General features: G+C 54.6%; 26 protein-coding genes. 14 read left to right on the top strand and 12 right to left on the bottom strand.

The genetic code is table 11. The annotated features are described in order from the left end of the window. Positions 1-10: 10 nt before the first annotated feature. Complete coding sequence (locus ELK40_RS10810; RefSeq protein ID WP_127730726.1) at positions 11-790, top strand: SDR family oxidoreductase; 780 nt, start codon at positions 11-13, stop codon at positions 788-790. A gap of 49 nt (positions 791-839) precedes the next feature. On the opposite strand, the gene ELK40_RS10805 is transcribed toward ELK40_RS10810, so the two are convergent. Beyond that, on the bottom strand, positions 840-1,418 hold the full coding sequence (locus tag ELK40_RS10805) for a TetR/AcrR family transcriptional regulator (protein WP_127730724.1): 579 nt from the start codon (positions 1,416-1,418) through the stop codon (positions 840-842). Positions 1,419-1,521: 103 nt separating this feature from the next. Here ELK40_RS10805 and ELK40_RS10800 point away from each other — a divergent pair, with 103 nt between their 5' ends. Continuing rightward, the gene (locus tag ELK40_RS10800) at positions 1,522-1,989 is read left to right on the top strand and encodes a DUF1348 family protein (protein WP_115874983.1); all 468 of its coding nucleotides are present in this window, start codon (positions 1,522-1,524) and stop codon (positions 1,987-1,989) included. A 39-nt stretch (positions 1,990-2,028) separates the two neighbouring features. Here the strand turns inward: ELK40_RS10800 and ELK40_RS10795 are convergent, their stop codons facing one another. From ELK40_RS10795 to ELK40_RS10785, 3 genes are all read right to left on the bottom strand, one after another. Further along, on the bottom strand, positions 2,029-2,568 hold the full coding sequence (locus ELK40_RS10795; RefSeq protein WP_127730722.1) for an ester cyclase: 540 nt from the start codon (positions 2,566-2,568) through the stop codon (positions 2,029-2,031). A gap of 64 nt (positions 2,569-2,632) precedes the next feature. Next, entirely contained in the window at positions 2,633-3,352 is a 720-nt protein-coding gene (locus ELK40_RS10790) for an SDR family oxidoreductase (protein ID WP_127730720.1), read from the bottom strand. After that, on the bottom strand, positions 3,349-4,464 hold the full coding sequence (locus ELK40_RS10785) for an alkene reductase (protein ID WP_127730718.1): 1,116 nt from the start codon (positions 4,462-4,464) through the stop codon (positions 3,349-3,351). The genes ELK40_RS10790 and ELK40_RS10785 overlap by 4 nt, the downstream gene beginning before the upstream one ends. A gap of 99 nt (positions 4,465-4,563) precedes the next feature. On the opposite strand from ELK40_RS10785, the gene ELK40_RS10780 reads away from it, so the two are divergent. From ELK40_RS10780 to ELK40_RS10750, 7 genes are all read left to right on the top strand, one after another. Continuing rightward, the gene (locus ELK40_RS10780; protein ID WP_127730716.1) at positions 4,564-5,475 is read left to right on the top strand and encodes a LysR family transcriptional regulator; all 912 of its coding nucleotides are present in this window, start codon (positions 4,564-4,566) and stop codon (positions 5,473-5,475) included. A gap of 132 nt (positions 5,476-5,607) precedes the next feature. Then, complete coding sequence (locus ELK40_RS10775) at positions 5,608-6,222, top strand: TetR/AcrR family transcriptional regulator (protein ID WP_127730714.1); 615 nt, start codon at positions 5,608-5,610, stop codon at positions 6,220-6,222. 74 nt (positions 6,223-6,296) lie between these two features. Beyond that, positions 6,297-7,406 carry an efflux RND transporter periplasmic adaptor subunit gene (locus ELK40_RS10770; protein WP_127730712.1) on the top strand — a complete coding sequence of 370 codons (1,110 nt, stop codon included), beginning with the start codon at positions 6,297-6,299 and terminating at the stop codon, positions 7,404-7,406. Further along, positions 7,403-10,492 carry an efflux RND transporter permease subunit gene (locus tag ELK40_RS10765; RefSeq protein WP_127730710.1) on the top strand — a complete coding sequence of 1,030 codons (3,090 nt, stop codon included), beginning with the start codon at positions 7,403-7,405 and terminating at the stop codon, positions 10,490-10,492. Before ELK40_RS10770 ends, ELK40_RS10765 begins: the two co-directional genes overlap by 4 nt. A 34-nt stretch (positions 10,493-10,526) precedes the next feature. After that, a complete protein-coding gene (locus tag ELK40_RS10760) occupies positions 10,527-11,120 on the top strand; it encodes a TetR/AcrR family transcriptional regulator (protein WP_111964699.1) in 594 nt (197 codons plus the stop codon). Positions 11,121-11,194: 74 nt separating this feature from the next. Continuing rightward, positions 11,195-11,794, top strand: coding sequence for an NAD(P)H-dependent oxidoreductase (locus tag ELK40_RS10755; RefSeq protein WP_127730708.1), 600 nt, complete (start codon positions 11,195-11,197; stop codon positions 11,792-11,794). A gap of 284 nt (positions 11,795-12,078) precedes the next feature. Then, positions 12,079-12,621, top strand: a complete 543-nt coding sequence (locus tag ELK40_RS10750) for a cysteine hydrolase family protein (protein WP_127730706.1) — start codon at positions 12,079-12,081, stop codon at positions 12,619-12,621. A gap of 65 nt (positions 12,622-12,686) precedes the next feature. Here the strand turns inward: ELK40_RS10750 and ELK40_RS10745 are convergent, their stop codons facing one another. Both ELK40_RS10745 and ELK40_RS10740 read right to left on the bottom strand, forming a co-directional pair. Next, a complete protein-coding gene (locus ELK40_RS10745; protein ID WP_127730704.1) occupies positions 12,687-13,163 on the bottom strand; it encodes a WbuC family cupin fold metalloprotein in 477 nt (158 codons plus the stop codon). A gap of 140 nt (positions 13,164-13,303) precedes the next feature. Next, positions 13,304-13,981: a DUF1963 domain-containing protein gene (locus ELK40_RS10740; RefSeq protein WP_127730702.1), complete on the bottom strand. Its 678-nt coding sequence runs from the start codon at positions 13,979-13,981 to the stop codon at positions 13,304-13,306. Positions 13,982-14,231: 250 nt separating this feature from the next. Here ELK40_RS10740 and ELK40_RS10735 point away from each other — a divergent pair, with 250 nt between their 5' ends. Further along, positions 14,232-14,702, top strand: a complete 471-nt coding sequence (locus tag ELK40_RS10735) for a hypothetical protein (protein WP_127730700.1) — start codon at positions 14,232-14,234, stop codon at positions 14,700-14,702. Between the two features lie 47 nt (positions 14,703-14,749). Here ELK40_RS10735 and ELK40_RS10730 read toward each other — a convergent pair whose 3' ends face one another. Continuing rightward, a complete protein-coding gene (locus ELK40_RS10730) occupies positions 14,750-15,673 on the bottom strand; it encodes a LysR substrate-binding domain-containing protein (protein ID WP_127730698.1) in 924 nt (307 codons plus the stop codon). Between the two features lie 24 nt (positions 15,674-15,697). Further along, positions 15,698-16,234, bottom strand: a complete 537-nt coding sequence (locus ELK40_RS10725) for a MarR family transcriptional regulator (protein ID WP_127730696.1) — start codon at positions 16,232-16,234, stop codon at positions 15,698-15,700. Between the two features lie 130 nt (positions 16,235-16,364). On the opposite strand from ELK40_RS10725, the gene ELK40_RS10720 reads away from it, so the two are divergent. The 3 genes from ELK40_RS10720 to ELK40_RS10710 all read left to right on the top strand — a co-directional run bounded on the left by ELK40_RS10720 (position 16,365) and on the right by ELK40_RS10710 (position 19,004). Continuing rightward, positions 16,365-17,525, top strand: coding sequence for an MFS transporter (locus tag ELK40_RS10720; RefSeq protein ID WP_127730694.1), 1,161 nt, complete (start codon positions 16,365-16,367; stop codon positions 17,523-17,525). Positions 17,526-17,607: 82 nt separating this feature from the next. Next, the gene (locus tag ELK40_RS10715) at positions 17,608-18,045 is read left to right on the top strand and encodes a VOC family protein (RefSeq protein ID WP_127730692.1); all 438 of its coding nucleotides are present in this window, start codon (positions 17,608-17,610) and stop codon (positions 18,043-18,045) included. A 308-nt stretch (positions 18,046-18,353) separates the two neighbouring features. After that, positions 18,354-19,004, top strand: coding sequence for a GNAT family N-acetyltransferase (locus tag ELK40_RS10710; RefSeq protein ID WP_127730690.1), 651 nt, complete (start codon positions 18,354-18,356; stop codon positions 19,002-19,004). 555 nt (positions 19,005-19,559) lie between these two features. Here ELK40_RS10710 and ELK40_RS10705 read toward each other — a convergent pair. Then, positions 19,560-20,042 (bottom strand): glutathione peroxidase, encoded by a 483-nt coding sequence (locus ELK40_RS10705; RefSeq protein WP_127730688.1) that lies wholly within the window; start codon positions 20,040-20,042, stop codon positions 19,560-19,562. A 136-nt stretch (positions 20,043-20,178) separates the two neighbouring features. Here ELK40_RS10705 and ELK40_RS10700 point away from each other — a divergent pair, with 136 nt between their 5' ends. Next, positions 20,179-21,420, top strand: coding sequence for a serine hydrolase domain-containing protein (locus ELK40_RS10700; protein ID WP_244599407.1), 1,242 nt, complete (start codon positions 20,179-20,181; stop codon positions 21,418-21,420). A gap of 10 nt (positions 21,421-21,430) precedes the next feature. On the opposite strand, the gene ELK40_RS10695 is transcribed toward ELK40_RS10700, so the two are convergent. The 3 genes from ELK40_RS10695 to paaX form a co-directional block, all read right to left on the bottom strand. Further along, a complete protein-coding gene (locus tag ELK40_RS10695; protein WP_127730687.1) occupies positions 21,431-22,180 on the bottom strand; it encodes an SDR family oxidoreductase in 750 nt (249 codons plus the stop codon). Between the two features lie 102 nt (positions 22,181-22,282). Continuing rightward, on the bottom strand, positions 22,283-22,879 hold the full coding sequence (paaY, locus tag ELK40_RS10690; protein ID WP_025757959.1) for a phenylacetic acid degradation protein PaaY: 597 nt from the start codon (positions 22,877-22,879) through the stop codon (positions 22,283-22,285). A 9-nt stretch (positions 22,880-22,888) separates the two neighbouring features. Beyond that, the gene (paaX, locus tag ELK40_RS10685; protein WP_127730685.1) at positions 22,889-23,824 is read right to left on the bottom strand and encodes a phenylacetic acid degradation operon negative regulatory protein PaaX; all 936 of its coding nucleotides are present in this window, start codon (positions 23,822-23,824) and stop codon (positions 22,889-22,891) included. Positions 23,825-23,831 lie beyond the last annotated feature (7 nt).

The raw sequence follows: 23,831 nt of genomic DNA, 5'->3' as shown, positions 1-23,831 counted from the left end.
GCGAAAGTCCATGTCATTAGATATTGATTTTAAAGGCAAGCGCGTGCTTGTTACCGCTGGCACGAAAGGGCTCGGCAAAGCAGTCGTCGGACTTTTAAAACAACTCGGTGCAACGGTATTTACCACGGCGCGCCACGATCCAGACGTAAATATCGCGGATACTTTCGTAGCCGCTGATCTTACTACGGTCGCTGGATGTGCCTCAGTCGCATCCGCAGTGCAGGAACAGATGGGAGGTGTCGACGTAATTATCCATGTTGCAGGCGGTTCAACCTCACCCGGTGGCGGTTTTGCTGCACTTGGCGAAGACGAGTGGCAGCAGGAGCTCAATCTTAATTTGTTACCTGCAGTACGCTTAGATCGCGCCCTGCTTCCCGGAATGCTTGAGCAGGGAAATGGGGTGATTATTCACGTGACGTCTATCCAGCGCGAACTGCCTTTACCGGATTCAACAACGGGTTATGCGGCGGCTAAGGCAGCCCTCTCAACCTACAGTAAAAGTCTTTCAAAGGAAGTCTCTCCGAAAGGTGTTCGGGTGGTGCGCGTTGCCCCCGGCTGGATCGAAACTGAAGCGGCAGTGGCACTGGCGGAGAGACTGGCAAAGCAGGCAGGCACAGACTATGAAGGTGGCAAAAAGATCATTATGAAGGCGTTAGGTGGAATACCGCTCGGACGCCCTGCCCGACCGATTGAGGTTGCCAACCTCATCGTCTTCCTCGCTTCATCGCATGCTGCGAGTATCACAGGTACTGAATTTGTGATTGATGGCGGCACCATTCCAACAGTGTAACGCGGATGCTTAATCGACCTGGTGCAAGAGTTGATTAAGCACCGGAATCTCACTGGCCGGTCAGTTCCGCTAAGACCCTTTTTAACGCATTTATTATCGTTTCTGTATCCATGCCCATTTGCGCATGAATAATTGCGCCGTCAATGAGCAACATGATTTCATTGACGACGCGCTCATCAGCAATCTTCGTCAGCAACGCAATAATCTTCTTTGTTTCGATTTTATGATCGCGGCAAATCTCTTTTATTTCGCTTTCAATCTCTTCGGATTTGGCTTCCGCGCTGGCGTTAATAAACGCGCAGCCGTGGAACTCGGCCGAAATAAACCATTCATAAAGGGTAGCCGATAGAGCGTCTGCAGGCGTTTGGCCGTCCACGAGATGTCGACGAAGCGTGGCCTCAAACCAGTTAATCCATATTTCATGTCGATAGTGTAAATAGGCGAGAATAAGCAAGCTCTTACTCGGAAAATGGCGATAAAACGTCACCTTAGTCACTTTCGATGCTTTAATCAGCGTGTCCACCCCCGTCGCCCTGAAGCCAGTGGAATAAAAAAGATCGTGCGCCGTGAGTAATATTTTATTTCTGACGCTGATTTTTGTCTCGTTACCTGCGGGTTCGGTTTTCATTTTTTCGACAGCCTCAAAAAGAGTGTTGACAGCGTTATTTTTCAGGCATAGATTACCGCAAGTAGACAGACCTGTCTACATAAATCACACTGAGGTAATCGCCATGAACACTCGTCCTCCTTTACCGCCGTTCACTCGTGAAAGCGCCATCGAAAAAGTCAGGCTGGCAGAAGATGGCTGGAACAGCCGCGATCCGGCGAAAGTCGCGCTTGCCTATACGCTGGACACCCAATGGCGTAACCGAGCAGAGTTCGCCACCAACCGTGAAGAAGCCCAGGCGTTTCTGGAGCGGAAATGGAAAAAAGAGCTGGAGTATCGTCTGATTAAAGAGCTCTGGGCATTTACGGATAACCGGATCGCGGTGCGCTATGCCTATGAATGGCATGATGATTCCGGCAACTGGTTCCGCTCTTACGGCAATGAAAACTGGGAGTTTGAGCCGGACGGCCTGATGAAGCGCCGCTTTGCCTGTGTAAACGATATGCCGATAAAAGAATCCGAGCGGCTGTACCACTGGCCGCTGGGCAGACGCCCGGACGATCACCCTTCGCTGAGCGATCTTGGCTTATAGGATTTTCGCATCACTCCGGGCCGCCCCGGAGTGGTGACTTTACAGCGCGCCGAGCTGTTTCATCAGCGTCAGGTTGTCCTCAATGTGCCAGTTTGCCGCAATCTTACCGTCAGCGACTTCATAAATATCGGTGGCGATAAAATCTATTTTCTGCCCCTGTCCTTTCAGCTTGCCAAATGTCCCGGTGAAGGTGCCGTGAAAATGTAGATGCGAAACCACGCGATCGCCTGAAATAATCATTTGCTCAACGTCACAACGCAAATCAGGCACGGCTGTCCGAAACGCCCTGGAAGCTAGAATAGCGCCCTCGGGACCTTGCTTACGTCCTTCCGGGGGCGTTTTATCAATAAAGTTTACTGCCAGGGCATCACGCGCCAGAGTTTCATTACCGGTGTTCCAGAACGTGGCATATTTTCTGGCAGCGGCTTCATTCGCCTTTAATTGTGCCTGTGACAGACTGTTGTCCACAATAAGCTGTTTCGGCTGCAGCCATTCCCCCTGCGAGGAAATAGCATTGCCCGACAGACCGGCAAAAATAAACGCCGCGATAGCGGGACGAAAACACGTCGTATATTTCATGTTGTTTCTCAATAGAGTATTACGTCACCCGCAGACGAAGACCTGCGCACCAATTTAATGAGGATCAGTTAATTAACGCCCCACCCTCAATATCAATAATCGATCCCGTCATAAAGGGATTATCAATGGCGAAAAGATACCCCTGCGCGATGTCCTCAGCCCTTCCCCAGGCCTTGGCTGGCAGGGTTTCCGCCGCGCCGGCGAGCATTTTTTCCCGCGCGGCGGCGTCCATCCCCGCATACGCTTCCGTGTCGGTCAGCCCCGGACTGACGACGTTGACGCGCAGCGGTGAAAGCTCTTTCGCCAGCACTTTTGTCGCAGCTTCAATGGCGGCATTCATCGTTGTTTTTACGATGGCGCCCGTCACGGTGCGGCGCGCTACGAAACCGCTGGTGAACGTCAACGTACCGCGGGGGGCAATAATCCCGCTGAGATAGCGGGCGACATTGAGGCTTCCCCAGAATTTTGTATCAAAGGCCTGCCTTGCCGCACGGAGATCCAGTCCGGAAAGCAACCCGCCCGGCGCCTGTGAACCCGCCGTGACGACAATATTATTGACCTCGCCCAGCGTTTCACCGAGCGCAACAAGCTCTTCCTCACGGCTGATGTCCAGCACGAGGGTATGAACGGACGCGGCGTGGGCGCTCAGCCGCTGTCGCGCGGCGTCCAGTTTTGCGCTGTCGCGTCCCGCAAGAATAATCTCCTCACCGCGCCCGGCAAGCAGGCTGCCCACGGCGAAACCGATGCCGGAAGCGCCGCCGATAATTAAGGTTTTACGGGTCATAATGTTTCCTCCTGTAGAGCGTACGTTGGGTAATCGGTATATCCCGTGCCGGTACCGCCAAACAGCGTGGCGGGGTCGCGCACCTGGGCAAGAGGCAGCTGGTTTGCCAGCCGGTGGGGCAAATCGGGGTTGGCAATAAACGGACGGCCGAAGGCAATCAAATCGGCATAGTCGGCAGCAAGGATCTTTTCAGCTTTATCAAGGTCATAGTTACCCGCGACGATAAGAGTTCCGCTGAAGGTCTCGCGAAGGGACTGACGGAAACGCTCGGGTACCTGAGGGGCATCATCCCAGTCGGCTTCCGCCAGGTGGATGAATGCAATACCTTTTTGTTCACACCAGGCCGCAAGCGCAAGTATGGCTTCAGAGACCTGCGGGTCGTTCATCCCGCGCTGGGTAATAAATGGGGAAAGGCGGATGCCCGTGCGCTCGTGACCAATGGCCTCGGCAATGGCGCTTAACACCTCCTGGGCAAAACGGATGCGGTTCACCAGCGTACCGCCGTACTCATCCGTGCGTTTGTTGGAGGTTTGGCGCAGGAACTGGTCTATCAGATACCCGTTTCCGCCGTGAACCTCGACACCATCAAACCCGGCCTGAACGGCATTCAAAGCGGCCTGGCGATAGTCCGCAACGATGTTCTGAATGTCCTTGCGCGAGAGCGTTCTCGGCTGCGGGCAGTCAACCATCTGGCCTTCCCCACGCTCATTCACCACCCACACCAGCGCATCCGGGGCCAGCGCTGACGGGGCGACGGGCTGACCATCCTGGTGAAAACTGGCGTGCGACATTCGCCCGACGTGCCAGAGTTGCGAAAAAATCACTCCGCCCGCCTGATGCACGGCGCCCGTCGTGAGTTGCCATCCCGAAACCTGTTCAGGCGAATGGATGCCGGGTGTCCATGAGTATCCCTGGCCCTGAGGCGAAATCTGCGTGGCTTCCGTGATGATTAATCCCGCGCTGGCACGCTGCCGGTAATACTCTGCCATCAGCGCGGAGGGGATATTTCCCGGCTGAAGGGAGCGCGCGCGGGTCATCGGCGCCATGACGATACGATTTTTCAGGTCCAGCGAACCCAGCCTGTAGCGTTCAAAAAGTGAGGTACATTGCATGATTTTATCCCTTATGGTTTGGATAAAATCACTTTACAGTCCGCATCTGATTTTGATAATTACGCTAAAAGCAGATGCACTTTTCGGAAAATATGAATAATGGGTAAACTCGAAGACATGGCTTTACTGGTGGAAGTTGCCGAGGCCGGAAGTCTTTCCGCCGCCGGACGACGCCTGTCGCTTTCCCCCGCGACCATGACGGCCAGGCTGAAGGCGATTGAGGAGCGTTACCAGACGCGCCTGTTTCACCGCTCAACGCGATCCCTCACCCTGACCCGCGCCGGGGAAGAGTTTTACCATGCCGCGCTGCGCGTGCTGGAAGAGATGCATCATGCCGAGTCGTTACTGACGCAAAAAGAGGGCGTGCTCAGCGGCAATATTCGCCTTTCCGCGCCCTCGGATTTTGGCAGACAGTATCTTAGCCCCGCCGTCATTGATTTTTCCCGGCGCCATCCTGACGTTAAATTTTTCATTTCGTTAAGAGAACACGTTGAGGATCTGGTCGCTAACCGGCTGGATATGAGCGTGCGTTTTGGCAACCTGCCGGACAGCAGTCTTGTCGTCAGAAACATCCGCCCGAACCGTCGGGTGCTGGTCGCCTCCGGAGAATATCTTAATGACCGCGGCGTCCCCGCCACGTTTGCCGATTTAGCCCGGCACCGGTGCCTGGCGCTGGAGTCGCAGGGCGTGGTGATGAATGAATGGCGCTTTGAAACTAATGGTGAGGAAAGCATTGTTCGCGTTGAGCCCGCCATGGTGTGCGACGACGGAGCATTGCTTCGTCAGTGGGCGCTCAGCGGAGCGGGCATCGCGGGGAAATCGTGGTGGGACGTCAAAGACGACGTTGAAACCGGAAGGCTCACGGTGCTGTTTGCCGACAGCTTCACCGGGTTTAGCCGATACGATCGCAAAGATGTCGGGCTGCAGCTTGTTTACCCCCAGCGCAAACTGCAGCCGCTTCAGCTCACGGCGTTTAGCCAGTTTTTTCTCGACTGGCTTAAAAAACATTAACGTAAAAAACAGTGATACACTTACCCCACCAGGTTGATCGTCCCATCTGAACGGCTCATGGTGAATGGCGGTAACCAAAGTACAAAATGGTCACTCGTTGCCAACCCTGGCCCGTCACGCTAAGCTTAAATAATGACTAAAAATATGAATCCCCCATCAGCACGCGGTCCCCTTGACCACGCTGTCAGAGAGCAAATCGTCGAAGCGGCCTTTGAGCACTTCGGTCACTACGGCTATGAAAAAACCACCGTCGCCGAGCTGGCTAAATCCATAGGTTTTTCAAAATCCTACATTTATAAGTTCTTCGATTCCAAGCAGGCTATTGGCGAGGTGATCTGCGCTAACCGCCTGGAGCTGATCATGGCGGCGGTGCTTTCCGCCATTGAGGATGCGCCGTCAGCAAGCGAAAAACTCCGCCGTCTTTTCAAGGCGCTCACCGAGGCGGGAAGCGAGCTGTTTTTCCACGATCGTAAGCTTTACGACATCGCCGCCGTCGCCGCGCGCGAGCAGTGGCCGTCGACAGAGCGGTATGCAGAAAGCCTGATGAAGCTGATTGAGAGCATCATTATCGAAGGCAGGCAGGCCGGAGAGTTTGAAAGAAAAACGCCGCTGGATGAGGTCACTCAGGCTATCCACATGGTGATGTGTCCTTTTATTAATCCCGTTCAGCTGCAGTACAATCTCGAAATGGCTCCCACCGCGGCGGTGCTTCTCTCTTCACTCATTTTAAGAAGCCTTGCCCCCTAACTTGTGACCATTGACATTTTTGGTCACTGGTCAGAGAATGCGGAAACCGTCCTGTTACGTCGAAAAGGTTTCCCATGCTCAGGCTCACTTCAGCCCGCGTTGCCGTTTGTCTCCTGCCGTTTGCCCTGGTGGCATGCGGCGATATTTCCGCAAGTGACGATCCGCGTACAAAGCCACCGCTTGTCCGATCCGCATCCGTCGAGCTTGCGAACAATAGCGCCCGCACCTTCACGGGGGTGGTGGTCGCAAGAACGCAAAGCGATTTAGGTTTCAGAGTTCAGGGCAAAATCCTTGAGCGACTGGTTGATACGGGCCAGACCGTTAAACAGGGTCAGCCCTTGCTGCGCCTGGATCCGGTTGACCTGAAATTACAGGCTCAGGCGCAGCAGCGCGCGGTGGATGCGGCCCAGGCGCGGGCGCGAAAAGCCACCAGCGATGAGGCGCGCTATCGCGGACTTGTGGCGTCCGGCGCCGTTTCTGCCTCGGAGTACGATCAGATTAAAGCGGCGGCCGATACGGCCAGGGCGGATCTCAGCGCCGCCCGCGCTCAGGCCAGCGTGGCGCAAAACGCCACGGGATATGCCGTACTGCTGGCGGATTCAGACGGCGTGGTGATGGAGACGCTCGCCGAGCCGGGTCAGGTCGTCAGTGCCGGACAGGTGACGATCAGGCTCGCCAGAGCGGGACAGCGTGAAGCGCTCGTGCAGCTTCCGGAAACATTGCGCCCTGCCGTCGGCAGCGAAGCGCAGGCCACGCTTTATGGCAATGAAAAACACCCGGTCACCGCAACGCTGCGCCTGCTGTCTGACTCGGCCGATGCCGCGACCCGCACGTATGAAGCCCGCTACGTGCTGGATGGCCTGCTGGCGAACGCGCCGCTGGGGGCGACCGTTACGCTGAACATTCAGGATAATAAAGCGGAAGTTCAGGTCATGCAGGTCCCGCTGGCCTCACTCTATGATGCAGGAAAAGGTCCCGGCGTCTGGCGCATTTCCGCCCAGCCCGCAAAGGTCGCATGGACGCCCGTCAGGGTGCTGAGCGTGGGTGAAGATGCGGCGCAGGTCACGGGCGGCGTGAAGCCCGGTGAGAAGATTGTTGCGCTAGGCGCACATCTTCTGCACGAAGGTGAGGTCGTCAGGCTCGCGAAACAACGCAATAACGCCCTGGCGGAGGACACGCCATGAGCGGAAGCCGCTTCAACCTGTCCGCGCTGGCCGTCCGCGAACGTTCCATCACGCTGTTTCTGATCGTTCTGGTCACGATTGCCGGAATTTACGCCTTCTTTGGGCTCGGCCGCGCGGAAGATCCGCCCTTCACGGTAAAGCAAATGACGGTGATAACCGTCTGGCCGGGTGCGACCGCGCAGGAGATCCAGGATCAGGTCGCGGAGCCGCTGGAAAAGCGCCTGCAGGAACTCAAGTGGTATGACCGTACCGAAACCTATACCCGCCCCGGCATGGCATTTATCACGCTGTCGTTGCAGGACAAAACCCCGCCAGCCGAAGTGCAGGAGGAGTTCTATCAGGCGCGGAAGAAGCTTGGAGATGAATCGCAGCGTCTCCCGGCGGGCGTCATCGGCCCGATGATCAATGACGAATTCTCGGATGTCACCTTTGCCCTCTTTGCCCTGAAAGCAAAAGGCGAACCGCAGCGGCAGCTGGTACGCGATGCCGAAGGCCTGCGCCAGCAGATTCTGCACGTTCCCGGCGTGAAGAAAGTGAACATTATCGGCGAACAGGCCGAGCGGATTTATGTCGCCTTCTCCCACGACCGCCTGGCGACGATAGGGCTCTCACCCCAGGATATTTTCAATGCCCTCAACAGCCAGAACGCGTTGACCGCGGCGGGTTCGATTGAGACCCGAGGAGCGCAGATTTTTATCCGCCTTGACGGCGCGTTCGATGAACTGCAGAAAATCCGCGATACGCCTTTTGTCGCTCAGGGCAAAACCCTCAAGCTGTCCGATGTGGCAACGGTTGAGCGAGGCTACGAAGATCCCCCGACGATGCTGATACGCAATCAGCATGAACCCGCCCTTCTGCTGGGCATCGTAATGCGCGAAGGCTTGAACGGTCTGGCGCTGGGTAAAGCGCTGGATGCGGAAACGGCAAAAATTAATGATAGCCTGCCGCTTGGCATGTCCCTGACCAAAGTCACCGATCAGTCCGTCAATATTCGCTCGTCGGTCGATGAGTTTATGATCAAATTCTTTGTCGCACTGCTTGTGGTCATGGTGGTTTGTTTTGTCAGCATGGGCTGGCGCGTGGGGGTAGTCGTTGCGGCGGCGGTCCCGCTGACGCTGGCGGTCGTCTTCGTGGTGATGGAGGCCGCGGGAATAAACTTTGACCGCGTCACGCTGGGCTCCCTGATCCTCGCCCTCGGCCTGCTGGTTGACGATGCCATTATCGCCATCGAAATGATGGTGGTGAAGATGGAGGAAGGTTACGACAGAATCAAAGCCTCAGCCTACGCCTGGAGCCATACCGCCGCGCCCATGCTGGCCGGAACCCTGGTGACGGCGATTGGCTTTATGCCGAATGGGTTTGCCCAGTCGACCGCCGGGGAATACACCAGCAATATGTTCTGGATTGTCGGTCTCGCCCTGATTGCGTCGTGGTTTGTCGCGGTGGTGTTCACGCCCTATCTTGGGGTGAAGATCCTGCCGGCGATCCCCAAAGTAGAAGGGGGTCATGCCGCCATCTATAACACGCCTCGCTATAACCGTTTTCGCCAGCTGCTTGGCCGCGTTATCGCCAGAAAGTGGCGCGTGGCCGGCTCCGTGGTCGCCATTTTCATTCTGGCCGTGCTCGGCATGGGGCTGGTAAAAAAACAGTTTTTCCCGACCTCCGATCGCCCGGAAGTGCTGGTTGAAGTACAGATGCCCTACGGCACCTCGATTGCGCAAACCAGCGCCGCCACCGCAAAAATAGAAGCGTGGCTGGGCCAGCAGCCGGAAGCCAAAATCGTCACGGCCTATATTGGTCAGGGGTCGCCCCGTTTTTATCTGGCAATGGCGCCTGAACTGCCCGATCCCTCTTTTGCGAAAATCGTGATCCTGACGGACAGCGAGACGTCACGCGAGGCGCTTAAGTTCAGGCTCAGGGAGGCCGTCGCCAGCGGTCTTGCGCCCGAAACCCGCGTGCGGGTGACGCAGCTGGTATTCGGCCCCTACTCGCCCTTCCCGGTTGCCTGGCGCGTGTCGGGGCCGGATGTCAAACAGGTGCAGGACATCGCCGAACGGGTGAAAGCCGTGCTCCAGGAAAGCCCGATGATGCGAACCGTCAACACCGACTGGGGGTCACGCGTTCCCGTCCTGCATTTCACTCTCGATCAAAACCGCCTGCAGGCGACCGGCTTAACCTCCAGCGCCGTTGCCGATCAGCTTCAGTTTCTGCTTTCAGGCGTGCCTGTCACCTCCGTGCGGGAAGATATTCGATCGGTAGACGTCGTTGCCCGCGCGGCGGGCGATATCCGTCTTGACCCGGCAAAAATCGAAGGCTTTACCCTGGTCGGCAATGTGGGACAGCGCGTGCCGCTGTCTCAAATTGGCAAGATAGAGGTCGGCATGGAAGACCCGGTCCTTCGCCGTCGCGATCGCACCCCGACAATTACCGTGCGGGGCGATATTGCCGACAATCTTCAGCCACCGGACGTGTCGGTCGCCATCATGAAGCAGCTCCAGCCGATCGTTGATGCGCTGCCGGCCGGATACCGTATTGACATGGCGGGTTCGATTGAGGAATCGGGCAAAGCCACGCAGGCGATGTTGCCGCTGTTCCCGATCATGATAGCCCTGACGCTGCTGATCATCATTTTGCAGGTGCGCTCACTCTCCGCGATGGTAATGGTGTTCTTAACCGCGCCGCTGGGGCTGATTGGCGTCGTGCCGACCCTGCTGATATTTAATCAGCCGTTTGGCATTAACGCGCTGGTCGGTCTGATCGCCCTTTCCGGCATTCTGATGCGCAATACGCTGATCCTGATCGGTCAAATCGATCATAACCAGAAGGACGGCCTCGAGCCGTTCCAGGCGGTGGTTGAAGCGACTGTCCAGCGCGCACGCCCGGTCTTACTGACCGCCATGGCGGCCGTGCTGGCGTTCATTCCCCTGACGCATTCGGTATTCTGGGGCACGCTGGCCTGGACGTTGATCGGCGGAACGCTGGGCGGGACGATCATTACGCTCGTCTTCCTGCCCGCGATGTATGCGATCTGGTTCCGGATCCGCCCCGCGGAACAACGCGTGCAGCACGTTGCTGAAAACGTGTAAACTACCATGAGTAGATAACACTTCTGAGGAAAACATGGTTGTTAAGCGCTTAAGAAAAGAGGATCGCCGCGTGCAGCTGCTGGAGGTTGCGCGAGGGATCGTGCGTCAGCAAGGCACGGAGGCGCTGACGCTTGGCTACCTGGCCGAGCGGGCCAACGTGACCAAACCTATCCCCTACGACCACTTTGGCGATCGTGAAGGGTTGCTGATGGCGCTGTACAAGGATTATAGCGATCGGCAGCTCGCGAAATTCCGCGAGACGCTGGCGGTCGACAGCAAAACGCTGGAGAAGACGATCCGCTTTTTCAGCGCGGCCTATATCGACTGTGCGATTGCCGCCGGGCCTGAAACCGGGCCAATCGCCGCGGCGCTGTCCGGTTCTCGCGCGCTGCAGACGTTTCGGGAAGCATGCGTGGCCGAATGTGCCGACTGCCTGCGCACCGCGCTTTCCCCTTTTATCGTCTTAAAAGGCGTTCAGGGGGAAGCGGTACTGACGGCTATTATTGGCGCGGCGGAGGCGCTCAGCACCGCGGCGGGCAACGGCGTGCTCGCCCGGAACGTGGCGGAAGATACGCTCAGCGGCGCCATGACCGGGGTGCTGGAGACCTACGCGAATAGCACAAAATGATCGCCGGGGGCGGATTGACACATAAGTTACCAATAGTAATATAGGCGTTACTTCTCCCCCATCTGGAGGTCGCTATGTCTGCAACACATGCCATTAAAAACGCGCTGATCGTGACGGCACACCCGATCGACAATTCGTTATCCCATACGCTGGCAGCCCGTATTGCCGGGAAATTACGCGAGGAAGGTACGCAGGTTGAGTTCGCCGATCTGCATGCTGAAGGGTTTAATCCGGCGATGACCCGCGCCGATCTCGATTTGTATCACGGCAATCCGAGCGCCCTCCCCGACGATATTCTGCGCGAGCAACAGCGCGTCGAGCGCGCGGATATGCTGGTATTCGTCTTCCCGGTGTACTGGTGGTCGGTTCCCGCGCTGTTGAAAGGCTGGTTCGATCGCGTGTTAACCCTGAACTGGGCGTATAAGGTGGCCGACGACGGCCGGATTGTGGGCAACTTATGGGATGTTCCCGTCCGCCTGATTGCCACTGGCGGTAGCGATCTGACCGGATTTGATAAACACGGCTATTCGACGGCGATTCAGAAGCAGATTATCGAAGGCGTATTTGGCTTCTGCGGGTTGAAGAACGTCAAGCTCGATATCCTTTACCAGGCAGACACGGCGACGCCTGAACAGGTTGAGGATTTCCTGAAAGGGCTCGACAGTATTAAATAATATCAGCCAGGCGCAACGCTAACGTTGCACCTACTGATGTTGGTGTATTGAAGAGAATCTCTCACCAGCGCTATAACTGTACGCGATAGTTACGCTAACAGCGAAATAAACAAAGGTCATTGCATGTATCAGTCAGTTCAGCCAACAACCACCCTCACCACCACCGGAACCTTCGGCGGTGCGAGCGTATCTGTAGCAAACGACTGACAAACAGAACCTCACTCCCCGCCGGCCAGGACGGGGAAATCTCTCTCCGTTCACCACCCTTTGAATGGAGAAAGAAAATGGTTTCATCTGACAATGCTCTCTTGATTATCGACATGCAGCGGGGCCTCTTTCGGGGCCCGGTTTCCCCCAGTTCCGCCGATGCCGTTCTGGCCAATATCCGTCTGTTAATCACCAACGCGCGACACGCTCAGGCGCCCGTCTTTTTTGCCCGCCATATTGGACCAGATGATTCACCGCTCTCAGAGAATGGGCCGTTAACACAGCTCATACCCGAGCTGGACGTCCAGGAGCAGGATATGGTTTTCACCAAGCGCTATCCCAGCTGTTTTCGGGATACGGTATTGCTGCGAGAACTTAATCAGAGAGGCATCAAACAGCTGGTCATTGCCGGGATGAAAACAGAGTTTTGTGTCGATACGACCTGCCGGGCCGCACCGGAGCTGGGCTTCAGGACGGTATTAATTTCTGATGCGCATACCACAATGGATAATGCCCATTTATCCGCCAGCGATATTATTGCCCATCACAACAGCACGCTGGCCGGTCCGTTCGTGACGCTGTCGACTGCTCGTGACTGGCTTTTTAGTACGGTGAGTTGACTCAGGTGATCGCTTATCTCTTTACCCGGCTCGCCTTTCCGCGCGCCGGGCACATTAGAGAATAATTACAGGGTAAACCCACCGTCACCCACCTGTGCCTGAGCGTACCATTTCATCAGCTTCCCGGTGCCGGGCTCGTTTTCTGCCGGTGACCATGGGGCGGTATCCTGCTCGGGCACGGGCTGATACCCCCCGTGCTTAACCTCAAAAATGACGCCGCCTTTATCCAGCGACAGCACGGCATGCCAGATTCCGGCATCCATCTCCAGGACTTTACACTCTTCGCCTAACACCACACGCCGGGTCACGTTGCCGCTGTCGTCAAAATTCAGCACCAGAAAGCGACCGCTCAGCGCCGTCAGCAATTCAAAGGTGTGCGGATGGCGATGGGGACGAACATAGGTGCCGGGCTCCATTGCAATGGCCAGGCGCTGCACCGGGTCGCTCAGCTCAGGGTGTAAATTGCGATGGGCGCGTAAGCGAGGGGAATTAGCCGCCTGCTCGCTTTGCTGCTGCAGGTCACTGAAAGTAATTTGTTTCATATACACCTTTAGGTATGTGGGCTGTCTGCGGCAACCCGGTTGCCGCAGGACGTTATACCATCCTGAACGGTCGAGGAGCGATGGGATTTGTGAAACAAATCACTGCCGGGCGAGTGGTCAATCCCCCGGCAGGAAGCTCATCAGTAGAACTGACATGAAAACCGCCATTCCCCTTCTGATGACCGGTGAAAGTAACCGATACCGTTATCCGCCCACATCCAGTTTACTTTTTCTTCTGACCCAACCTGAAAAACAAACTCTTCGATTCCCACACCGTGTTGTATCTCAGTCGGAAATCCCCCTACCTTGGTTCCCCTGTAGCGATTGAAATCTTCAAAAAAACTATCACTGGCCTGCTCATCATCATTTACGCAAGAGAGATCAATAATATCCCAGGCATCTTCCCATCCAGGAGCATCGTCAATGACACTCAGCCATTGAACTGGAAACGGCCGATACGGCGTGTCCAATTCAGGCAATGGCTGAAGCCCATCAAGGCTGGCATACTCGCGAATTAACCATCCTTCACCGTGCGGTTCGTCAAAGGGATGTTGTTCCACATTGTGAAACAACACCAGAAGGGCTATGCCCTTCAACTGGTCAGGAATAACAGGAAGCTCGTCGACCCTGATCTGAAGAAGTGGAAACATGGGTTTGCCCTTCCAGGTGGGTAATCCTTCATCTGCACGAGAAACGCCCTTCAGAAACCATGACGTAATGGGATCTTCAGGCGGCCGGAACCCACCGACCTGCGCGACTGATGCGGGTCTTAGCCTGGTCCGGAGTTCTTCTAAAACTGACGCACTCTCTAATCTCATGTCTGCTCGCCTCTGTAGAAGGTTGTCGGACAGATATTCTGCTGATCATTGTAAGTTAATCATCACATCTGGAGAATCTCATTGAATAATAAAACCTATGTTGAGTAAAACTCACATTGATTCCCACTATTTCTCGTTTTTCAAACGTAATCTCATTGAAATACCATCCCTTCATTCCCGGTCTCTTCCTGACCTGGAACAGAGAGCGAAACTCAAATAATAAATACACCTGCATGCATATGGAGTACGTATGACACTCGATGTTTTATTTCATCTAATGAAAATGATCTCACCTGAAAAAAACATCGCAGGTGAAAATATTCATGCGTTAATAACGTTACTTTCGTCAGAAAACGATAGCGCTGAGATGCTTTCGCCCTTTATTCATCGACTGCATCTTCTGTCTTTCGCCCAAAGCAATCCGGGTAACGCTGAAGAGTTGCTCTCAGCGCATTTGCCCAAAGAAGATGGTCTCCTTCCGCTGCTTGACTTTGCGGACTGGCCAAGGGTGCATTACGCCGCGTCAGGCGAAGTTCAGACGGCTGAATCTGAGGAGTACTTCCGTGAAATGACATCGGCTGCCAATCTGTTACGCTCTGCGCTGATCGAAGCTGAACGCGCAAAGGGAACGCCTGCGCTTTATATACTGGATAAATTACTCAACCTGAACAGCGCCCTGCCGGATAGATATAAAAAGATGGCAAATATCCCCTACGCATAAATACGTTCAATATGCGGAATATCTCGCAATTCATATTCCGCTATTTATTAAACCCGCTTTTCATTGAAATCAAGACAGACGATATCCAAAGAAGGCACCACAGGCGCATTAAGGTTAAGCCAGGCCAGCAACCGTTCAATGCTCTCTCCTCTGAGCGAATTTTTGGGCCAGACAAGATAGTAGCCGTCACCGGTTGCGATGGCTTCCCTGAAGGGCAATGCGAGCAGCCCGCTTTTCAGGGCTTCAAGCGTGAGTCGAAGATCGGCTATAGCAACACCATGTCCGTGCATGGCCGCAAGGCTTCCCTGCTCCAGGGTGTCGAACACGATCCCGCCACTCATGTCGAGTCCGGGGAATAAGCCCGTCCTTTTAAGCCAGCGTCGCCAGTCTCGTCGGTCCGGTGAGGGGTGGATAAGCTCGCACTGTGCAAGCTGATGCCGGGCAGACTCCAGCAAAGACGGGGTACAAACCGGAATAAGCCATTCACTGAAGAGCAGCCTGCTTTCTGTTGACTCGCCGAAATAGCCGTTACCGAGGAGGATCGCACAATCGTAAGGTTCCCGGCTGAAGTCAACCGTGTCGAAGTCCATCCAGACGCTGGCAATTTCGATTTTCGGCTTCGCATGGTTCTCGCGAAAGGATTTAAGCACATTCAGAAGCCATCGCATCGTCAGGGAGCTTGGTGCTTTGAGTCGCAGAAGGTGGTTTTCACTTTTAAATGCGCGACAGGCCCACTCAATATTCGAGAAACTTTCGCTAAGCTGACCGGCCAGAATACGCCCGGCGTCGCTGACCTCCACTCTCGGTCCCTGTCGTTTAAACAGCTCGCAGTCGAACCACATTTCAAGCGTCTGGACATGCCTGCTGACCGCACCCGGCGTGATATTCAGGACTTCAGCCGCTTTGCTGAAGGAGTTCAGCCGTGCGGCAACTTCAAACGCGCGCAGCGCATACAGTGGCGGTAAAGACATACGTTCCCTTTCTGTAAGGTGTAATCATGCAGTTTTTGTATTATCGGCACTCAGTGACTTGTCGCCCAATTCCTCAGACGGGAACGTCAGCAGCAATTCCCTCAGCAGGGACTCTAGCTGCGCGCGCTGCGCGTCCGACAAGCTGCTCAGTAGCGCATTCTGCGTTTCCGTGTGCACGACCAGCGCCTGTTCGATAAGAGCCTGCCCGCGCGGCGTCAGGCTGACGAGCGAGCTGCGCTTGTCATCGGGATCGGCAATCCGCCTGATAAGCCCTTGTTGTTCAAGACGGTTGAGCCGGTTCGTCATCGCCCCGGAGGTGATCAACAGCGATGTATACAGCTGCGTGGGCGAAAGGCAGTACGGCTCCCCGGCGCGACGCAGCGTGGCGAGGACGTCAAACTCGCCCTCGCGAAAGCCAAACTGCGCCATCGCCTCCGCCCATTCTTTTCCAAGATGCTTCATCAGCCGGAGCATTCGGCCAAAAATTTTCATCGACGAGGCGTCCAGCTCCGGCATGGCGCGGCCCCACTGGCCGACGACGAAATCTACATGGTCTTTCATTTTCACCTCTAATGGGGTGGGTATTTATCCTGTTGTGCGGTACATCTTACGCAAAAACACATTTTATCTTAACGTTAAGATAAATGCTCGCGGCGATTTGCCCGGGCCATTCACAACCGAAAAGGATGCCATGTTGAAACGCACATCGCCGTTACTCTTCGCCGTTATCGCTTTTATCGTCGGGCTGAACCTGCGCCCCATTCTGGCCTCGGTCGGACCACTTTTCTCCGTGCTGCAGCGCGAACCGGGACTGACCGCGACGCAATTTAGCCTCCTGACTACCCTTCCGGTGGCGATGATGGGACTCGCCGCCCTGTGTGGTCCCTGGCTTTTGGCCACAGTCGGCGCCGTACGGGGAATTATGTTCGGGCTGTTCATCCTGCTGGTAGCCTGCTTATTACGCGGTTTTAGCGCCTCACCGGAGAGTCTTATGTGCACCGCGTTACTCGGCGGGGCCAGCATAGGCACTATCCAGGCGTTAATGCCCGCCCTGATAAAAAAGGAGTATACGCAAACTGCCAGCACGATTATGTCGCTATTCAGCACGGGCATTATGGCCGGAGCTGCAGTCGCCGCCGCCAGCGCCGAGCCGCTGTTTTCATGGCTCACGCTCAAGCCCGCACTGGCTATGGCAGGGCTGTTAGCGCTGCTGGCGTTGATAATGTGGTTAACTCTGGTTAAGCATCCTCAGGGGGAAAAACCAGCACGCGAAACCGTTACGCTCTCGTCCTCCCGTACGGCACTACTGTTGCTCTTTTTCGGCGTAGGAACGGGAGCCTACACGCTGGTACTGGCCTGGCTGCCCCCGCTCTATATTCAGGCGGGATGGTCCGCACGCAGCAGCGGCTACATGTTGGCCTGGCTGACAGTAACCGAGGTTGTTGCAGGGTTTGTCGTCTCCGCGCTGATCGGTAAATTCCCCGATCGCCGCGTGCCGCTGATCGCCGTATTGTTGCTGCTGCTGGCGGGACTCCTGTGCCTGGTCTTTTCGCCGGGTACAACGCCCGTCTTATCCACGCTGCTGCTTGGCACCGGGATCGGCGCCCTCTTCCCGCTGTCGCTTATCGTCACGTTCGATCATGCGCGAACGCCCGCGCAGGCCGGGAAGTTACTGTCTAAAGTCCAGGGAGGTGGATATATGATTGCCGCGCTTATGCCGTTAATTGCGGGGAGCGTTCGCGACAGTTCGGTCTCGCTGACCAGCGCATGGTTGATCATGAGTGCGGGAGTCGTGCTGCTGATCGTCATCGCGCTGAATTTTAAACCCGTCGTGGACGTTCAGGCACGGTGAATGCGATACCAGAATTTAGAGTCGTACTTCAGCCGATCGTGAGATAATTTCAGGGTGAATTTCACCTCATTCAGGAGTGGATATGTTGCAGACGTTACCGGGTATTAATGTCTTGTTCGTCGCCGGGTTCGGGCCCATATCGTGGGATACGGAGTCCAGCGCCGCGTTTTATGTCCAGACACTCGGCCTTCCGCTGAGGCCGATGGAGGGGAACAGCGAATATCTGCTCACTGAAGAGGGCCAGCTGGAAGGCGTGAAGCATTTTGCCGTCTGGCCGCTCGCACAGGCGGCTGCGTCCTGTTTTGGAGAAGAACAGTGGCCCACGGAGCACCCAATACCGCAGGGATGGATTGAGTACGAAGTACAGGATCTGGACTCGGCTACCCGCGTTCTGAGCGAAAAAGGCTATCGGTTGCTGGTGGCTAACCGTATAGAGCCGTGGGGGCAAACCGTCACTCACCTGCTCAGCCCGGAAGGTTTGCTTACCGGGCTGACGATTACGCCGTGGCTGCGGGGGTAATGGGTTTTATCCTGGCGCGATGCAGGCTTGGATGAGGATAATGTCTGCTTTGAGCGAGGAGCTGTAGTTATGATCAAGTATCGTATCCGCATAACACATGGTTCATCATTTTCCTGATGCTAGACCATAGCATCACCAGAACTGCTATTAAAATCTGTAGCAAATCTACTGGCATAATCTTTCGCTAACCCTTCTTCCGATACGATCATACTTGATATGCGTCATAGATCAGATAATAAACTATGGCGATGTTACCTTTCTTGGTGCAGGATTAACTTATTTTTATGAGGTAATTAACAGGTATACATATGGAAAGCCAGAAAAAATTAAACACAATACTTCCTTCTGAATCAATAACCAAAAGATTCACTAACCCAGTAAAATTCACAGAGTATGGAATTGATCGACTAGAATACCTGGCGAGAAATAAGCCAAATGATCTTTTTCAGATAGGTATTGCAGCGTGGGACCGTTTCTGCAATGCAAATCCTAACCAAGATAAATTTATATTTGGAAAGGAATGTCAAACTAGCAACCCGTTATTGTATAAAAAAGTATCAAGGCATATAAAAGAAAATGTCATTAAAGACATTTTATACGTGCATGGAGAAGTTCAGGATCCAGACTTATATGAGAAAGAGACGGTAGAGCTCATATTAGCACACACCTACCCCAATATTTTAATGATCGTCGATGTACTGCTAGTCAATCCGTATGAACCTGTAATCCCTCAAAAATATGACTTCCAGGAGTATCATGGCCTCGGGCTTTTCGCCGAGCTTCTGGAGAATGCCATACAGTATTGTAAGCAAGAAGGTATTCAGGAAATATATCTTACCGCTGCTGACATACCACTCAAAAAGCATTTTGAAAAATATGGATTTGTTGTTCATGATACATGGATGGGTAAAGCAGCTCTTGAGGTAGGACTGGGCATCCCGATGAGCATGTACCTCTAATTCTAAAGAGCCACAGGTTAATTCAATATATCGTTGCCTGCGGCTCAATTTTTTAGATAAAATCGTTCCCGGTAAAATAATGATCCAATAATTTTTTGATGAGAAATGTTCCTTATCTGGTACACATTAGTCGGTAGGAAATCATCAGGTCTGCTATGAGCGCGGAGTGGTCTCAAGCCTAAACACAACGATAGTTTCTGCGTTGAATTTCAAATAATACTAATAAAACTGAGCTTCTTTTTATTATCGTCAAGATCAGAAAGATAGTATTTAACAACCATATAGCTGGATTTATTGTTTATTCTGACCTCCTCCCCGTTGATTAACACACGTGCCATAGTTAACTAAATCGGTTTCTACCTTGGGGAACCGGTTGCCAAAATGTTGCCACGATACGAGTTCTTGCCAAAATCTCTCAACTTCCGCTTCTGCCACAAAGCAGTCATAAGGAAAGGCAGTAAGATCTACCACAATCGAGGGGCGTCCGTTGCCAGCTTCCATATAATTCATTTTCGTTAGCACTAGATTTGTGGAATGCTCCAGTCACCACAGCACCTACCTCCGCAAAGCCTCAACAATCTCCCCCTCCATTTTCTCTGGGGTAGTCATCGGAGCAAAGCGCTTCAGTGGTTTACCGTCGCGTCCGATAAGAAACTTAGTAAAGTTCCACTTAATTCGCTCACCCAGCACGCCGGGTAATTCGTTTTTCAGATAACGAAACAGCGGATGCGCTGCGCTACCGTTAACCTCAACCTTCTCGAACATCGGGAAACTCACGCCGTAGTTGATGTAACAGGTTTTCGAGATTTCGTCGGCGCCGCCGGGTTCCTGTTTACCGAACTGGTTGCAGGGGAAGCCCAGCACCACTAACCCCCGATCGGCGTACTTCTTGTACAGCGCTTCAAGACCAGCATATTGCGGCGTGAAGCCACACTGGCTGGCGGTATTCACGACCAAAACCACCTTTCCGGCATAGTCGGCCATAGAGGTAAGCTGTCCATCCAGACGGGTGGCGGTAAGTTGATAAAAGCGAGTCATACTAAAATCCCTCAAAGCTGGCCGAAAAGTCATGGTGACCACCCGCAGGGCCGTCACCGTGTAGAAAGTTTACATTCAAGCAGGCTATTTGTGATACATTCCTGGCGCGCCATGACCACCACACTCGCTATCAGGTATGCAGAACATAACAAAAAAATTTCGCTGGCTTCTGCTTACTCTCCCACTCCTCAGCGGTTGTGGCACGCTTTCACAAATGTCCTCCCCGGAAGGTACTCAGGAACTTCTCACCCATGATTCGCTGGATGGCGACGTTGACAGCGTGGTGCGTCACTACATGGCGCAAAAATCCGTTCCGGGAATGACGGTCGCGGTCATTCATAATCACGGCTCACCGCAGTTTTACACCTGGGGCGTAACCGATGCGGTCAATCGTTATCCGGTCAGGCCCGACACCCTGTTTGCACTCGGCTCGCTCAGCAAAGGGATCACGGCGGAAGTGGTGGCTTGTCTGGTCAATGAAGGGCAACTGAACTGGAACGATAGCCTGGCAACATTGTTACCGCCAGGTACCCCGCTTAGCGCGGATGCACAAAAAATCACCCTGCTTGAACTGGTAACCCACACCTCCGGCCTGCCGCGTCAGAATATGGATGTTCCGATGCTTGGAAAATTCATCAGCTATTTAAGCACGGGCGATAATTTCTACGGCGAGCTGGACAGCGATAACGTGTTGCGTTACCTCGCCGACTGGCAAGCGCCAAAGAATAAAGTGCCGCAATACTCCAATACCGGCTACGCGCTGATCGGCTATATCCTGAAACACAAAACAGGCGAAGATATCCAGAGTTTAGCCTCGCGCTATATTTTCCATCCGCTGCAAATGGCTAACAGCAGCTTTACGCCACAGCAGCTAAAAGGATACCCGCAGCGCGCCCTCGGCCACGCGGGCGATCAGCCGAAATTCATCCCGCGCGGACAGCTCACGCCGGACTGGCATTTTTCCAACAACATGGTGGCGGCAGCGAGCTTATACAGCAACGCCGAAGATCTGGCGGCCTATGCGCGCTATCACGTATCGACGACCCACAATCCCTTGCTGGACAGCGTCTTTGCCGAAGTCAGAAATACCGATATTCAACGTCCCGACGGGGTACAGGGTATTGCCTGGACCACCGACTTTATCGGTCTGGAAAAAATCACCTATCAGGTCGGCTATATCGGCGGCTACTCCAGCTTTATCGGTTATGACAAAGAAAAAGGCAATGCGGTGGTGGTGCTGCAAAATACCTTTAACTGGAGTAATTACATTGGCATCGCGCTGTTGATGGATATGGCGAAAAAAGACAGCCTTATTATCTCTGGCAACCGTTTTGCGAATAATGGGATGCCTGAACGCGTTTATCAGCAATTACGGTGAGTGCCCGCCGTCAGATTAAGGCATGATGCGCCAGATCTTCACGAGTCGGCCCCTGAAAGTAGATGGTACTAATATGGCAACTTCGAGGCTGAGTCAGCACAAAACGCATCGTTTCCCAGATGGACCGTCCATTCACCAGACGCTCCCCCATTCTTGTTTGACGTTCGACAGGCGCATCTAAACCGGTCAGTTCAAAATCAGGCGGATATAACCCGGTTACCCGAATATTTTCTTTGGATAAGTGTGCTGACAGTTTTGTTGTAAAGCCGCTGAGCCCGTGTTTACTGGCAAAAAAAGCGGGATGGGCAATGGAATCTGTAAAGTTCGGAATACCGCATGCGGATATAATCGCAATGATGTCTGCGCCGTCTGAGCGTCGCAATCCTGAAAGCAGCATCTGGGTGAGCAGGATTGAACCTGTCAGGCCTGAACTAACGGTATTGACGATTTCAGAGCTCGATTGTTCGTCTATTGTTCCTGACAGCCACTGAGCAGCATTCAGTATTAAAATATCGATTGGCCTGTCTGAATGTAAGACTTGCGAAGAGAACTGAGAAACGGATTCCGGCTGGGCTAAATCACAGAGATACCCTCTTGCCACCCCCCCTTCAGCCGCGATGAGGGCGTAAGTTTTTTCTATATCCTCCTCGCGACGGGCGCTAAAATCAACGTCAACGCCCTCTCGCGCCAGCCAGACGCAAAGCGCCTGACCAAATCCCCCGCCGCCGCCCGTGATAACAGCGCGTTTTCCTCTCAGCATAACTCTGCGTCCTTTATCGTGATGAGTCTGTGTCGGAGGATTTATAGCATGATGAGGCGGGGTCACATCTTCCCGTTAGTGCCCTGGCGCAGACTTCCCGTCCTACACCGCCGACTTCGGCCTTAAATTCTCATCAAACGTCAGCCGCTTCCGTTCAGGCTCAACCTCGCGCAGCGGTTCAACCTGATGCATCGTCAGCTTGCAGCGCTCCACCAGCACCTGGTATTCCCGCGTGCCCTGCTGCTTCCAGGCGAGCTCCTGCTCGCTCAGCTCGCGAATCGCTTTGGCCGGGCTGCCGATAATCAAATGGTTGGCGGGCATCTCCGCTTTCGCCTTCACGAACGCAGCCGCGCCGACGATGCTGTTTTCACCAATGACCGCCCCGTCCATCACCACCGCGTTCATGCCCACCAGCGCATTGCGGCGGATCACGCAGCCGTGAAGAATGGCGCTGTGGCCAATATGTCCGTCCTCTTCCACCACCGTGTCCTGCTCCGGGAAGCCGTGCATCACGCAATTATCCTGAATGTTCGCCCCGTCTTTCACCACGATACGGCCAAAATCACCGCGCAGGCTGGCGTTAGGACCAACATAAACGCCTTTGCCCAGAATCACGTCGCCAATCAGCACCGCCGTTGGGTGAACGTAGCTCTCGTCAGGCACGACCGGCGTCAGGCCATCAATTTGATAAACAGGCATCTTCCCTCCTTATGCGCTTGTGAGACCACCAAAGCGCTGATAGTAGAGCGTGCCGGGCACGGGCAGTTCGCCGACGGAGGTTTCGCCCTTCTCGCTGACAAACTCCAGCGCTCCCGGCGCGACACGCTGATAGATATTTATGCAGAGCTGTCGGGCGCTTTGCCCCGCCCAGTGCGCGGGCAGTAACTCTTCCGGCAGCAGCGGATCCTTCAGCACCACGCGACGATAAAAGTGAATCAGCAGCAGCTGGATCTGGAAGCAGCGTTCCGGCGTCAGCTCCTCGGGCGCGGCCTCTTTCAGCAGCGGCAGCAGCGGCCGGAACGAACTGATAAAGGACTCGTACATCGCGTTTTGCTCGGTTAACTGCCAGCACTCTTCCACGCGTGAACGCAGCGCGGCGCGGGAGAGCGCCAGCGGCGAGTGGGCTTCAAAGAAAATCACGTTTTCCGCCACCCCAGCATCGTGAAGCAGGGACTGCACGTCCGCAAGATGCTGCGACGGCGAGGCCATCAGGCTTGGCGCCAGCGTGCCAAACCCCTGCCAGATCAGCTGCTTTTTGACGTCGGCAAGGGTGGTTTTGTCCAGCCCTTCTGAGAGCAGCAATAGCCATTTTCCGTCCCAGGCGGGCAGTTCCGCGCGGTAGATCTTATTCTCCGCGCGACGCGTCAGGCGCAGCCCCTTATCGCTCAGGCGGTAAAAGCTACGACGCCCGATGCGCGAGACGTCCAGCCAGCCCTCTTTGTTGAGGCGAAACAGCGCGGTACGCACGAACCGTTCGCCAAACCCCATGCCTTCCAGTAAGGCAGCCAGGCTGCCGAGCCAAATCTCACCGCCGCGATGGGAAAGCGCGTCACCGTATAGCGAGGAGATAAGCGAGGTCCCGCTGACGGGAACGGAGCTGACCGCGTGCTGGATAAAGGCGTCGAGTTTATTCATGTGATTCATTCTGTTG

Origin of the sequence: Enterobacter sp. N18-03635 (genome assembly GCF_004006055.1) — a bacterium.
Taxonomy (GTDB): domain Bacteria; phylum Pseudomonadota; class Gammaproteobacteria; order Enterobacterales; family Enterobacteriaceae; genus Enterobacter; species Enterobacter vonholyi.
This window is presented reverse-complemented; position numbering and strand designations above follow the sequence as displayed.